Here is a 13,552-nt window from a genome sequence, read left to right as displayed (position 1 = left end):
AGCTGCACTCTGTAGTTCCCCCGCGAAGGCGGGGGCCCAGGAATCAAGCAGCGACGCGATCGTGGCTCCTGGACCCCCGCCTTCGCGGGGGAACGGCTTGGGGCCAAAGGCGCCGCCAGCCGACCAGAAACCCCACCCCGGCGAAGGCCGGGGCCCAGTTGGAAAGTTGGCAATAATGAAGCGCTGCCCTTCGTTAGCAACGTCCCCCAACTGGGCCCCGGCCTTCGCCGGGGTGGGGCAATGGTTAGGCCTTCGCGCCCAGTCTGACCACTTCCCCCTCTCCCCTCAGGGGAGAGGGAAGGGGCCCGCGGCTGTTTGGCCGTGGGAAGGGTGAGGGCACGTTAGGCGGCAGCCATCAATTACCGAGTCCCAGGCCCACTCCGAGGCCCAGGCTTCCCAGCCCCGCCCGGACGCCCGCGCCCAGCCGGCTTGGCCCCCTCAACCCGAGGCCCGCTCCGCGGCGCCCCGAACTTCGAGCCAGCCCCGGTCCGAGGCCCACCCGTCTTCGGCGCAGGCTTGCCCGTCGCCTTCTCCTCGACAACCCCACGCCCACGCCGCTCACCTTTACGGTCTTTCCGCACCGACTTCGCATGCGCCCTAGCCCGCGATTTCATCTGCTCGCGCGTCGGCGCGGTCTTCTCGTCGAGCACCAGGTCGTCGCCCAGCTTCTCCTCGAAACCCAGCTGCTTCAAGCTTTCCGCGAAATGCGTCGGCAGTTCCGCGGTGACGTCGATCGACCCGCCATCCGGATGATCCACCTTGATCCGCCGCGCATGCAAATGCATTTTTCGCGAGATACCGCCGGTCAAAAACGCCGCCGCGCCGCCGTATTTGCCGTCGCCAACGATCGGGTGCCCGATCGCCGCCATGTGCACGCGCAACTGGTGCGTGCGCCCGGTAAACGGCTGCAACTCGACCCACGCCGCCCGGTTGCCCGCGCGCTCGATCACGCGGTACCGCGTCCGCGCCGGCGCCCCCTCGGCCTCGTCGACATGCATCTTCTCGCCGCCGGTGCCCGGCTGTTTCGCGATCGGCAGCTCGATCATGCCGTCCTCGATTGACGGCACGTCGACCACCAGCGCCCAATAGACTTTCCGCGCGGTCCGCCCCGAAAACGCCTTCGCAAAGAACGCCGCAGCGCGCGACGTGCGTGCCACCAGCAAAGCGCCGGACGTATCCTTGTCGAGCCGGTGGACCAGTTTCGGCCGACCCTCGTTATCGTACTGCAATCCGTCGAGCAGCCCGTCGACATGCTGCGTCGTCTTGGTCCCGCCTTGCGTCGCGAGGCCCGGCGGCTTGTTCAGCACGAACGCCTGGAAATCCTTGTGGATGACCATGCTCTGCGCGAGTTCGGTCTCCTCGTCCGACAGGATCACGCGTTCGCGGACGCGCCTGGGCTTGTCGACGTCGGCGGCGGCCTTGTCGGCCTCGGGCGGCGGCACGCGGAGCATCTGGCCCGCCGCGATCCGGTCGCCCGGCGTCGCGCGCGCGCCGTCGACGCGGAGTTGTCCGGTGCGCGCCCACATCGCCACCGTCGTGAAGCTCGTATCGGGCAGATGCCGCTTGAACCACCGGTCGAGCCGGATGCCGTCATCGTCGAACCCGACGTTGAACTCGCGGAAACCCGTATCGCTATCGCTTTTGCCCGCAGTCATGCGACGGCCCTTACTGCGGAGAGACCCGCGAACAACGCGGCGACCGAACCGATCACCGACACCAAAACATATCCGAACGCGACGCCGATCGCGCCTCGCTCGATCATCGTTACAACGTCCAGCGAGAACGCCGAAAACGTCGTGAATCCCCCCAATACGCCCACGCCAAGCAACAGCCGCCACGTTTCCGACGCGGTATTGCGGGCAAGCACGCCAACCAGCACCCCCATCAGCAACCCACCGATCAAATTCACGGCGAGTGTACCAAAGGGATAGTCAGGCCCCAGCAACGACAGCATCGCGCGGCCAGTCAGATAGCGCGCGCCGGATCCGACCGCACCACCGACCATGACATAGAGAAGGGGAAGCATTCTCGCGCCCTAGCGTGAATCGGGCAAAACGGAAAGGTGCGCCGCAGGGGATGGGGATGTGCGCTTCATCCTGGGCAAATCGAGATCACCGAGCGAGCCCTGTCCAAAAGTGTTTCCCCGCGAAGGCGGGGACCCAGTCTGGGCTCCCGCCTTCGCGGGAGAACAAGGAGGGAAGTATGACGCCACCCCAACACGCCACCACCCCGGCGAAGGCCGGGGCCCAGTTGGAAAGGTGGCAATAACGAAGGATCGCGCTCAGTTAGCGACGTCCCTCAACTGGACCCCGGCCTCCGCCGGGGAGGTGCACGTGTGGCGGTGCATTCCAGAAAATGCTGCTCAGTGGAACAGAGCCACGCCCTCACCGCCCAGCGTTGGAAACCATATCCACATCGCTCCCGCCCCCGGCCCGCGCCGTCACATACACAACATAAGCGTCGTTCCCCCGAACCCCGCCCAGCACATGCTGCTTGCCATCCGTACTATGCCCAGCCGAATACCCAGCCGCGCTAGCCTTCGTGAAATACCAGTCGAGCATCTTCTGCATCGGCGCAGCGCTCGCGAAACTCACCACGCGCAACCGACACCCGTCCCGATCCGCCCCAGCAGCCTCGGTCAACCGCGCCGCCGGATACAGCGGCAGGTCCGCCGGCAACCGGTTCGCCCACCCCGCCGAGTAGCCGATCTTCTGCGCGCAAACGCCCGCATCCGGCGTCGTCTGCCGCTCCGCCAGCGCCCCCAGCGTCAGCGCACCGTTCGCGGACTTGCACTCCGGACATTCGCTGGACGCTGCCGACGCGCGCTTGAGAGTCCGCGGATCGACCGGATCGGCCTTGAGCGGACCTTCCGGCGGCACCGCGCCGCTATCCGGACGAGGCGGCGGGCGCACCGCGTCGGTATTCGACGACTGCGCCAGCCGAGGATCGACCATGATCTGCCCCCCCAGCGACGACGCCAGCGCCGGATCGCGCACCGCGCCGTTGGTCAGCTCGGCATCGAGGCTGTTGAGATCCTGCTGGTCGGTCGACGACCGTCCACATGCGGCCAGCGCAAATGGCAAAAGGATCAGGGCGGGGCGCAAGGGAAAACTCATCACCGCCATCCTATGCGCGAAAGACGGTGAAGAAAGCGTTTTCCGCATATCCCCAGTCGAGCGCGTGACGCCGATCTTGCCCCAACCCCCGCGACTCGCCATGTTCACCCCATGCTGAACATCGTCTCGATCCTCATCGGTCTCGTCACCCTGGTGCTTGGCCTCGTCGCGTTCATCCCGTTGCTCGGCTGGATGAACTGGCTCGTTATCCCGATCGGCATCGTCGGCGCCGCGGTTGGCGCGCTCTCGTCGAGCAGCGGTGGCCGCAACCTCAACATCGTCCTGATCATCATCTTCGCGCTCCGCCTCAGCCTCGGCGGCGGGATCATCTGACGCAAGAAAGAGCCCGGCGTTTCCACCGGGCCCTCCAATCGCAAACACGCAACCGCTTTATGCGGCGAGCGTGTGCTCCAGCGTGATCTCGGCGTTGAGCACCTTCGACACCGGGCAGTTCGCCTTGGCGTCCGCGGCGATCGCCTCGAACTCTTCCTTCGAGATGCCGTCGACCTTCGCGTTCAGCGTCAGCGCCGACTTGGTGATCTTGAACCCGTCGCCATCCTTGTCGAGCGTAACCTTGGCGGACGTCTCGAGCGTCCCCGCCTCATACCCCTTGCTGGCGAGCGCGAAGCTCAGCGCCATCGTGAAACACGATGCATGCGCGGCCGCGATCAGCTCTTCGGGGTTGGTGCCGGGCTCGTTCTCGAACCGCGTGTTGAAGCCGTACGGGTTGTTCAACAACACGCCCGACTGCGTCGAGACATGGCCCTTGCCGCTCTTGCCGAGGCCTTCATACTTTGCCGAACCGCTGCGTGTGGTCATCGTTTTGATCCTTCATCGGACAAGAAAAAGGCGCCGCGGTTTCCCACGACGCCCTTCCACAACGCGCAACTACCGAAATAGCGGCATTGATTTAGCCGATGAGTGTCAGCGGCAACGACGGTTGTTGTTGCTCGTGCCCTTGTCGATCGCACGACCGGCGAGGCCACCGAGGACGGCGCCGCCCAGCGTGCCGACCGTGCGATCGCCGCGGGTGTCGACCGTGCGGCCGAGCAGTGCGCCGCCGACGCCGCCGATGATCGTGCCGGTCGTGCCGTTGCTCTTCTTGCAGTAGACGCGGCCGTCACGACCACGCCATTCGCGACGATCGCGCGCATCTGCGGCCGAAACCGGCACGAGGACGGTCGGCAGGACCATTGCGCTGAGGCCCATGGCCAGAACGAACTTACGCATGATGTAACTCCCTAGTGAATTGATCTGCTGATGTAACGAGGGGACTATACCGCCAGTTGCATGAACCAAAAACAACACCGCGTTCATGCTGGCGTTCATCTTTGCTGCCGGTATTCGAGTCACTGCGTTTTCGGCGCGAGCGACGTCATTCCGTGGTCGCGCTTTACGCTGGATGGCAGGCCGGTTACGCCGCGGCGATGTTGCCCGTGCCCTTGTCCGTCGAGATCCTGCCCGTCGCCGCGCCTTGGTTCGACTTGGCCGGGCTCGCGGTGTTCGCCGCATCGGGGGCGCTCGCCGCGGCCAAGCGCGGCCAGACGTTCGTGACGCTCGTGTTCTTCGGGCTGATCACCGGCGTCGGCGGCGGTACGGTACGCGACCTGCTGATCGGCGCACCGGTGTTCTGGGTCCACGATGCGCGGGCGGCGAGCGTCTGCCTGGGCATGGCGCTGCTGATCTGGGTGACGCCCGAGCGCTGGTGGAAGGACGAAGCGCTCGGCTGGTTCGATGCGGTCGGGCTGGCAGCGTATGCGGTGTACGGCGCGGCGAAGGCGCTCGGCTACGGCGTGCCGCCCGTGCCCGCGGCGCTGATGGGGGTGATGACGGCGTGCGTCGGCGGTATCATCCGCGATGTGCTCGCGGGAGAGCCGTCGATCCTGATGCGGCCGGAATTGTACGTGACCGCAGCGGCGCTCGCGGCGGCGAGTTATGTCGGGCTGGTGTTGCTGGGCGTACCGCTGGCGTTGGCGGCGGTGATCGCGGCGAGTGCTGGGTTCACGCTGAGGGCGGCCGCCATCCGCTTTCATCTAGCGCTGCCTGCGTACGGTGGCCGCCGCTAACCCATCGCCCCGCGCCAAGTATGTTTCCCCGCGAAGGCGGGGACCCAGTCTGGGCTCCCGCCTTCGCGGGAGAACAAGGAGGAGGGGGCGGTCGGTTGGACTTGAACCGACAATTACCACTCGTCGGTCTGATCTCTGCTCATTGGAGAAAGCACCTTCCAACACCGTCACCACCCCGGCGAAGGCCGGGGCCCAATTGGGGGACGTTGCTGACGACGGACCGCGCTACGTTACTATAACCTCACCAATTGGACCCCTGCCTTCGCCGGGGTGGTGTGAGTGTTCGCGCGAGCCTTCTATAATGAGGTGCGGAAGCTTTACCCCCGCATAACCCCAACACCCGCAAACCGCTTCGGCTCCACCGGCGGCATCGCAGGTTCGTTCAACTCACACTGCCAATGCCCGACATCGATCCACTGCCCGTTCTTGTACCCGACCTCGCGGTACACCCCCGCGCGGCGAAACCCGACCGCCTCATGCAGCTTGATCGACGAATCGTTCGGCAGCGCAATCGCCCCGATCGCCTGCGTAAACCCCTGAGCCCGCAGCGTATCGATCAGCGCCTCGTACAACAGCCGCCCCGCGCCCTGCCGCTGCGCCGCATCCGCGACATACACCGTGGTCTCGCACGCGAACCGATACGCCTCGCGCTTGTGAAACGCGGACGCATAGGCATACGCCAGCACGCCACCCTCAGTACCTATCGTCGCGACCAGCCACGGATACAGCCCGTCCGACGCCGCCATTCGCGCGCGCATCTGCCGCGCATCGGGCGCCTCGGTCTCGAACGATACCGTCCCGACCAGCACGTGCGGCGCATATATCGCCGCGATCGACGCGGCATCCTCGGGGACCGCCGCCCGGATGACGATCCCGCCGCCGTTGCCAGTTGCGGGGATCGCCATCAGAACCCGATCCGCGCCAGTAGCAGGTCGAGCAGCTTGGCATCGCCGATACCCGCGCTCGTCGGCCCCATCCCGCCACACTCGAGGCAGCGCGCTTGGATCGCGCCCGACGTCGCCAGCCGCTTCATGTCACCCACGGCGCGCGCGAGCATCTGGCGCCGGTCCGCCGCGACATGCGCGAACGCATCGCCACCACCTGCATCATCGTCGCCATCAGTGCCGAAATCCTGCGCGATCGTCGCGAGGAAGCCCGGCTTCTTCTCCAGATACTCGGCATGCACCTTAGCCGGATCGAGCTTGGCGCGCTTGGCGGCCTCGTCGATCGCGTCCTGCAACGTCCCGAACCGGTCGACCAGGCCGATCTGCCGCGCGGTGCCGCCATCCCAGACGCGTCCCTGGCCAATCTCGTCGACCCGCGCCGGCGTCATCTTCCGCGATGCCGCCACGCGCGAGACGAACTGGCGATAGCCGTTCTCGATCCCCGCCTGCGCGATCGCGTCGAACATCGGCGTGGTACCGCCGGTGATGTCGGGCTGGCCCGACAGCGGCGTGGTCTTCACGCCGTCGCTGGTCACGCCGATCTTGGCGAGCGCGTTCTCGAACGTCGGGATCACGCCGAAGATACCGATCGAGCCGGTGATCGTGCCGCGCTCGGCGAAGATCACGTCGGCCGGAGTCGACACCCAGTAACCGCCGCTAGCCGCGAGTCCGCCCATCGACACGACCACGGGCAGCTTCTGCCGCTTGGCCTCGAGGATCGCAAGCCGGATCTGCTCCGATGCCATCACCGACCCGCCCGGCGAATCGACGCGCACGACGAGCGCCTTCAGCGTCTTCTTCGCGAGCCCGTCGAGCACCGCCTTCTCGATCGTCTTGCCCGCCGCCTTGCCGGGGCCGCTCTCGCCGTCGACGATCTCGCCGGCGATCGTCAGCACGCCGATCGAGTCGCCCGCTGTGGGGAGGGGGTTCGCCTTCACCCAAGCGTCGTACTTGATCGCGGTGTAGTTGCCCGCCGGCTTGTTCGCGTCGCTGCCGGCGATCTCCGCCACGCGCCGCCCGAAGCTGGTCCGGTCGCCGAGCTTGTCGACGATGCCCGCGCGCAAATTCGCCTCGGCGATGTTACCGTTCGCCGCGAGGATCACCTTGTCGGGCGCGGTCATGAACTGCGCGATCTGCGCCTTGGGGCGTGCTTTCGCGACGGCCTCACGCCACTGCGCGAACAGCGTGCCGTACAGCGCGGTGCTGGCGGCGCGCGCGTCGTCGCTCTGGTCCGCCCGCGTGTAGGGCTCGACGAACGACTTGTAGCGGCCGACCCGGTAGACGTGCGCGTTGACGCCGAGCTTGTCGATCAGGCCCTTGTAATAGAGCTGGTTGCCGCCCGGCCCCATGAAGATCGTGCCACCCAGCGGGTTCACCCAGATCTCACTCGCATTCGCTGCAAGGCGATAGCCGCCATCGGTGTACGCGGTCGCGTAAGCCAGCACCGGCTTGCCGCTCGCCCGCACCCGCGCCAGCGCATCGCCGACCTCGCCGAGGGCTGCCGGATACGCGCCGCCGAAGCTGTCGAGATCGAGCACGACGACCTTCACGCGCGCATCGGTGCGCGCGGTGTCGATCGAGCGCACCACGTCGCGCAGGCGGAACTGCCGCGTCCGGCTCTGCCCCGAAAGTGCTGCGAACGCGGCCTGCTCCTCGGGCTGCTCGACGATCGAACCGTTGAGGTCGAGTACCAGCGCGCCATCCTTGATCGCCGTCGTGCTCTGCCGCGCGTTGAGCGCCGCGAAGATCAGCCCGAAGAACAGCAACATCGCGATCAGGACGAGCGCATCCTTGATCGCCACGAGGAACTTCCACACGCCCCGCACGAGCCGCCATTTCCGCCGCGGCGGGCGGGCAGGGTCGACATAGGACGGGGCGTAGGACGGGGCAGCGGTATCGGTCATGGGACGAGAGCTAGAGCAACGGGGCGCACAGGTAAATGCCCTGTATTACGCGTCCAACACAGGAGCGGTTCAAGCCAGCCCATCTACCCCAACCGCCACGCAGTTCCCCTCCCGCGTGCGGGAGGGGTTAGGGGAGGGAAGTCCCACAAGCACCCCGCCCGAGAAACCCCTCCCTCGACCCCTCCGGCAAGCGGAAGGGGAGAAGAAGGAAGCAGCGAACCGCCCGAGTGTTCTCCTGCGAACGCAGGAGCCCAGGATACCAAGCACCGCCCCCCGTCACCCTGGACTCCTGCGTGCGCAGGAGAACGGCAGTGCTCAGCAGTACCGTCACGCCCCCCTCAGCCACGATGCCCGAATACCACGCCCGCCCGAAAAAATTTCACCCCCGGAACCTTTGACATGCCGCACCCCGAGGCACATATGCCGTCCGTTGGCACTCGATAACCTCGAGTGCCAGAAATCTGTCACAATCCAAAAGGACATGGACCCCATGAACTTTCGTCCATTGCATGATCGCGTGCTGGTGAAGCGCCTCGAAGCCGAAGAGAAGACGGCTGGCGGCATCATCATCCCCGACACCGCCAAGGAAAAGCCGCAGGAAGGCGAAGTCGTCGCCATCGGCACCGGCACCCGCGCCGAGAACGGCACGATCACCCCGCTCGACGTCAAGACCGGCGACAAGATCCTGTTCGGCAAGTGGTCGGGCACCGAGGTCAAGGTCGACGGTGAAGACCTGCTGATCATGAAGGAATCGGACATTCTCGGCATCGTCGGTTGACCCGACGGGCTCGGGATCGTCGGCTATTGCTGACGTGAACGGGCCGAGAAATGCTGGCCGCGAATTCTGCGCCAGCGTCTGCACTTCCTGTACTTCACTTTTTTGAAAGGGCAGCTGACATGGCTTCCAAGGACGTAAAATTCGGTCGTGACGCGCGTGAGCGCATCCTCCGCGGCGTCGACATCCTCGCCGACGCAGTCAAGGTGACCTTGGGCCCCAAGGGCCGCAACGTCGTCATCGACAAGAGCTTCGGCGCACCGCGCATCACCAAGGACGGCGTCACCGTCGCCAAGGAGATCGAGCTCAAGGACAAGTTCGAGAACATGGGTGCGCAGATGCTGCGCGAAGTGGCTTCGAAGACCAACGACATCGCCGGTGACGGCACCACCACCGCGACGGTTCTGGCGCAGGCCATCGTTCGCGAGGGCATGAAGTCGGTCGCAGCGGGCATGAACCCGATGGACCTGAAGCGCGGCATCGATCTCGCCGTCATCAAGGTCGTCGAGGACGTCAAGGCGCGTTCGAAGCCGGTTTCGGGTTCGAAGGAAGTGGCGCAGGTCGGCATCATCTCGGCCAATGGCGACCGTGAAGTCGGCGAGAAGATCGCCGAAGCCATGGAGAAGGTCGGCAAGGAAGGCGTGATCACCGTCGAGGAAGCGAAGGGTCTCGAATTCGAGCTCGACGTCGTCGAGGGCATGCAGTTCGACCGCGGCTATCTGTCGCCGTACTTCATCACCAACCCCGAGAAGATGACCGTCGAGCTTCAGGATCCCTACATCCTGATCCACGAGAAGAAGCTGTCGAACCTGCAGGCGATGCTCCCGATCCTGGAAGCCGTCGTCCAGTCGGGTCGTCCGCTCCTGATCATCGCTGAGGACATCGAGGGTGAGGCTCTGGCCACGCTCGTCGTCAACAAGCTGCGCGGCGGCCTGAAGGTCGCAGCGGTCAAGGCACCGGGCTTCGGCGATCGTCGCAAGGCGATGCTCGAGGACATCGCGATCCTGACCAAGGGCGAGATGATCTCGGAAGACCTCGGCATCAAGCTCGAGACCGTCACGCTCGGCATGCTCGGCACCGCCAAGCGCGTCACGATCGACAAGGACAACACCGTCATCGTCGACGGTGCCGGCGATCACGACACGATCAAGGGCCGCACCGAGGCGATCCGCCAGCAGATCGAGAACACGACCAGCGACTACGACAAGGAGAAGCTCCAGGAGCGTCTCGCCAAGCTTGCCGGCGGCGTTGCCGTGATCAAGGTCGGTGGGTCTTCCGAGGTTGAGGTCAAGGAGCGCAAGGACCGCGTCGACGACGCGCTGCACGCAACCCGCGCAGCCGTCGAAGAAGGCATCGTCCCCGGCGGCGGTACGGCTCTGCTGTACGCAACCAAGGCGCTTGATGGCCTCGAGGGTGCGAACGACGACCAGACGCGCGGTATCGACATCGTCCGGAAGTCGCTGACGGCTCTGGTTCGCCAGATCGCGCAGAACGCAGGTCATGACGGTGCGGTGGTTTCGGGCAAGCTGCTCGACGGCAACGACACGTCGATCGGCTTCAACGCCGCGACCGACACGTACGAGAACCTGGTGGAAGCCGGCGTGATCGATCCGACCAAGGTCGTCCGCACCGCGCTGCAGAACGCAGCATCGGTCGCAGGCCTCCTGATCACGACCGAAGCGGCCGTGAGCGAAATGGCCGAAGACAAGCCCGCCATGCCCATGGGCGGCGGCGGCATGGGCGGCATGGGCGGCATGGACTTCTGATTTTCGACCGGGGCAGGGCAACCTGCCTCGGACAGAAAATCAGAACGGCCGGCGGGCTGGGCGGCGAAGCCCCCAGTCCCGTCCGACGAAAAGGGCCGGCTTCGCCGGTCCTCCGTTCCGACCAGAACGACCAGCGAAAAAGCCGGCAGGGGATCATCCCTCGCCGGCTTTTTTGTGCCCGTTCGCGATCGAACACTCCGGCCTTTTCACCTCGTTAACCTTCGCCGCCTACACATCCTTTCGAGGCATAAAGGATGCGATTACAATGGACTCCCGGCAGATAAATCTCGTCCAGGACAGCTTCATCCACGTCCTGCCGATCCCCGATGCAGTCGCCGCCGCGTTCTACGCCCGGCTTTTCCAACTCGCTCCGGATACCCGCCCGCTGTTCCGCGGCGACATGGTCGAACAAGGCCGAAAGCTGGTCCTGACTCTGGCGTCGGTGGTGGATTCGCTCGACCGGCTCGACGAACTCCTCCCGGTCGCGCGCGAGCTTGCGATCCGGCATGTCGGCTACGGCGTGCTCGATCGCCACTATGCGGTGGTCGGTGCCGCGCTGCTCGATACGCTGGCCGTGCAGCTCGGCGATCTGTTCGATACGGCTACGCACGATGCGTGGGCTGCGGCCTACACGATACTCGCCGACGCGATGATCGAGGCGGGCCACGCCGCGGCGCGCAAATCGGCATGATCCCAGCGGCCGCCGCGGTTCCGACAGGCACGCCTGCGTCGGTCGTTCCGCATGCGGCGCTCGATGCCGTGGCCGCGCGGCTGTCCGACGTCGCGTCGATGGTCAGCCAGGAAGCCGCGGCCGCGACCGACATGGTGCGGCTGGCGGCGGAGGACATGCGCCAGATCGCCGCGCTGGTCGTCGAACTCGATGCGGCCGCGACGCTGGTCGAACGCAACGTCCGCAAGCAGCTCAAGCTGCTCGCCCGCGCGCAACGGCTCGCGGCGGATCACATGCCGCTGTTCGATACGCTGGGCGAGACCGCGGACAGCATCCTCGTGATCTCCGGCACCATCGGCGGCATCGCGGCACGCAGCCGTCTCCTCGCGCTCAACGCCCGGATCGAGGCGGCACGACAGGATGGTCATGGCGGCGGCTTCGCAGCGGTCGCGGCCGAGATGACCGTTCTGTCTGCGCAGACGATGACCGCGACTGCCGATATCGACGCGCGCACCGGTGCGGTGGGCGACCACGTGGCGCAGGTGCGCGGCGCGTTCGCCGATAGCAGCGCGTTGATCGATCACGAACGTGACATGATCGAGGGTATCGCCGATACCGCGCAGGATCAGCGCCGCAACGCCGGAACGGCCGCCTCCCTCACGGGCGAGGCGGTCGATCGGATCGATGCCGCCGCCACGATCATCGGGCGCGTGGCGTCGGCCGCCACGACCGTCAACGTCATTGCCCGCCAACTGAGCCGCGTCGCCGCCGCATCGACCCGCTGACGATCGGGCAAAATCCTTGATGCGGTGAGGCCGGATAGACAGTGCAACCGCTTCGCGTTCGCGCTACCCTCCCGGCATGACCGCAGGACGTATCGATCAGTTGACCGAAGCCCAGCGCGCGTGCCTGCGGCTCGTGCTGACGCATCACAATTCGAAGGAGATCGCGGCGATCTTCGGGGTGTCGCCGTCCGCGATCGACAAGCGGATCGAGCGCGCCATCCAGATCCTCGGCGTCGGCACGCGGTTCGAGGCAGCGCGGCGGCTGCAGGAGCATGAGCATGAACGTGGCGAAGGCGACGACTTCGTCCTGACCCGCGCCGCCCCGCCGTCCGAACAGCCTTTGCCGACGTACGAACGGCTACCATCCGAACCAATCGACGTTCCCATCCCCCCGTCCCACGCCCCAAGGACCGGTCAGACCGAGCCGTGGGGGCTTGTTCGCCGCTTCTTCGGAATCTCCGAAGTGGGTGGATCGACGGGAGTGGCGCGCAATCGGTTTTCGGTTGGCGACAGGATAGTCAGACTGATCGCACTCATGGGCCTGATCGCCGTCACGTCGATGGCGCTCGTGAACATGGCGATGACGCTGACCAGCCTGTTGCGATCGAACCGAGACCGCAGCGCTCCCGTACACGGCTCCGCAACGACGGCGCCAACGGGGAGAACGACGATGCTGAAACAACGACGAGACGCGACCGACAAGGTCACCCTGGATTTCCTCAAGGCCGAGGCTGCCGTCGATCACGCGGCAATGCTCGCGGCCTCGTGTGTATCGACGCTGTTGCAACAGCGTGTCGCAGCCAACCTGCCGGTCGGCACCGGCGTTGCCGCGTTGCAGATGATATCGCAGGCGTCGCTCGACATCATCAATGCGCGCCAGCGCTTCGTCGAAGCGCATCGCGCGCTGGTCGACGTCCGCGCCGAGATCGGGCTCGGGCAGTTCTACGGATACGGCGACACCGCGGAATGTCCGCCCAACGAAGGCGCGTTGCGAGCGGAGATTCCGGTTCGCCTCGCGGCAGTGGCCTGAACGGCCGGTTTCGGTCCTGCTTTGGAGGTAAGAGTTGGATCGGGTCTGGCTGTTCTACGCGATACAGGTGGCCGCATCCGGCTATGCGCTCCTGCGGGGCGGAGCACCGGAGCGACTGACGGGGTTGGCCTTGCTGGTCGCGGCACTGTCGACCGGTTTCGTCCAGCGGACCATCCCCTTCCTGTTCGCAGGTGTGGAGAGCGGCGTGATGATCGTCGACTTGATCCTGCTGGCGGTGCTGATCGCGATCACGCTCAAGGCCGATCGGTTCTGGCCGGCCTGGGCCACCGCGCTCCACGCGTTGGGGACGGGGGCTCATCTGGCCCGGGCGATCAGCCCTGACGTGATCCGGCTCGTCTACGCGGTCCTTTCCGCGGCCTGGAGCTACCCCATCGTCCTGCTTCTCGTGATCGGGACAGTCAGGCACTCGCGCAGGATCCGGGCACATGGCTCGGATCTCGACTGGAGTCGCCAGGACCCGACCTTCCGCTGAAGC

15 protein-coding genes are annotated in these 13,552 nt (G+C 65.9%); 8 read left to right on the top strand and 7 right to left on the bottom strand.

Annotated elements, in window-relative coordinates:
• Positions 1-359: 359 nt before the first annotated feature.
• The 3 genes from IFR23_RS05745 to IFR23_RS05735 form a co-directional block, all read right to left on the bottom strand.
• Positions 360-1,655, bottom strand: a complete 1,296-nt coding sequence (locus IFR23_RS05745; protein ID WP_192975080.1) for an RluA family pseudouridine synthase — start codon at positions 1,653-1,655, stop codon at positions 360-362.
• On the bottom strand, positions 1,652-2,026 hold the full coding sequence (gene crcB / locus IFR23_RS05740) for a fluoride efflux transporter CrcB (RefSeq protein WP_056489728.1): 375 nt from the start codon (positions 2,024-2,026) through the stop codon (positions 1,652-1,654). The genes IFR23_RS05745 and crcB overlap by 4 nt, the downstream gene beginning before the upstream one ends.
• A 358-nt stretch (positions 2,027-2,384) precedes the next feature.
• The gene (locus tag IFR23_RS05735) at positions 2,385-3,116 is read right to left on the bottom strand and encodes a hypothetical protein (RefSeq protein ID WP_192975079.1); all 732 of its coding nucleotides are present in this window, start codon (positions 3,114-3,116) and stop codon (positions 2,385-2,387) included.
• A gap of 111 nt (positions 3,117-3,227) precedes the next feature.
• Between IFR23_RS05735 and IFR23_RS05730 the strand changes: the two genes are divergently transcribed.
• Complete coding sequence (locus IFR23_RS05730; protein ID WP_056052052.1) at positions 3,228-3,449, top strand: hypothetical protein; 222 nt, start codon at positions 3,228-3,230, stop codon at positions 3,447-3,449.
• Positions 3,450-3,506: 57 nt separating this feature from the next.
• Here the strand turns inward: IFR23_RS05730 and IFR23_RS05725 are convergent, their stop codons facing one another.
• The gene (locus IFR23_RS05725) at positions 3,507-3,935 is read right to left on the bottom strand and encodes an OsmC family protein (RefSeq protein ID WP_192975078.1); all 429 of its coding nucleotides are present in this window, start codon (positions 3,933-3,935) and stop codon (positions 3,507-3,509) included.
• A gap of 105 nt (positions 3,936-4,040) precedes the next feature.
• Positions 4,041-4,346, bottom strand: coding sequence for a glycine zipper 2TM domain-containing protein (locus tag IFR23_RS05720; protein ID WP_056065671.1), 306 nt, complete (start codon positions 4,344-4,346; stop codon positions 4,041-4,043).
• A 197-nt stretch (positions 4,347-4,543) separates the two neighbouring features.
• On the opposite strand from IFR23_RS05720, the gene IFR23_RS05715 reads away from it, so the two are divergent.
• Positions 4,544-5,182: a trimeric intracellular cation channel family protein gene (locus IFR23_RS05715; RefSeq protein ID WP_192975372.1), complete on the top strand. Its 639-nt coding sequence runs from the start codon at positions 4,544-4,546 to the stop codon at positions 5,180-5,182.
• Between the two features lie 317 nt (positions 5,183-5,499).
• Here the strand turns inward: IFR23_RS05715 and IFR23_RS05710 are convergent, their stop codons facing one another.
• On the bottom strand, positions 5,500-6,087 hold the full coding sequence (locus tag IFR23_RS05710; protein ID WP_192975077.1) for a GNAT family N-acetyltransferase: 588 nt from the start codon (positions 6,085-6,087) through the stop codon (positions 5,500-5,502).
• A complete protein-coding gene (sppA, locus tag IFR23_RS05705; protein WP_192975076.1) occupies positions 6,087-8,030 on the bottom strand; it encodes a signal peptide peptidase SppA in 1,944 nt (647 codons plus the stop codon). The genes IFR23_RS05710 and sppA overlap by 1 nt, the downstream gene beginning before the upstream one ends.
• 490 nt (positions 8,031-8,520) lie before the next feature.
• Between sppA and groES the strand changes: the two genes are divergently transcribed.
• The 6 genes from groES to IFR23_RS05675 all read left to right on the top strand — a co-directional run bounded on the left by groES (position 8,521) and on the right by IFR23_RS05675 (position 13,549).
• Entirely contained in the window at positions 8,521-8,808 is a 288-nt protein-coding gene (gene groES, locus IFR23_RS05700) for a co-chaperone GroES (protein ID WP_056052039.1), read from the top strand.
• A 119-nt stretch (positions 8,809-8,927) separates the two neighbouring features.
• Entirely contained in the window at positions 8,928-10,571 is a 1,644-nt protein-coding gene (gene groL, locus IFR23_RS05695) for a chaperonin GroEL (protein WP_056065680.1), read from the top strand.
• Positions 10,572-10,836: 265 nt separating this feature from the next.
• Positions 10,837-11,262, top strand: coding sequence for a globin family protein (locus IFR23_RS05690; protein ID WP_107963807.1), 426 nt, complete (start codon positions 10,837-10,839; stop codon positions 11,260-11,262).
• Positions 11,259-12,026 (top strand): methyl-accepting chemotaxis protein, encoded by a 768-nt coding sequence (locus IFR23_RS05685; RefSeq protein WP_192975075.1) that lies wholly within the window; start codon positions 11,259-11,261, stop codon positions 12,024-12,026. Before IFR23_RS05690 ends, IFR23_RS05685 begins: the two co-directional genes overlap by 4 nt.
• Positions 12,027-12,102: 76 nt before the next feature.
• On the top strand, positions 12,103-13,056 hold the full coding sequence (locus IFR23_RS05680; RefSeq protein WP_192975074.1) for a sigma factor-like helix-turn-helix DNA-binding protein: 954 nt from the start codon (positions 12,103-12,105) through the stop codon (positions 13,054-13,056).
• A gap of 34 nt (positions 13,057-13,090) precedes the next feature.
• Positions 13,091-13,549: a hypothetical protein gene (locus IFR23_RS05675; RefSeq protein WP_192975073.1), complete on the top strand. Its 459-nt coding sequence runs from the start codon at positions 13,091-13,093 to the stop codon at positions 13,547-13,549.
• Positions 13,550-13,552 lie beyond the last annotated feature (3 nt).

The sequence above is a fragment of the Sphingomonas sp. CFBP 13603 genome (assembly GCF_014892665.1).
Lineage (GTDB): Bacteria > Pseudomonadota > Alphaproteobacteria > Sphingomonadales > Sphingomonadaceae > Sphingomonas.
This window is presented reverse-complemented; position numbering and strand designations above follow the sequence as displayed.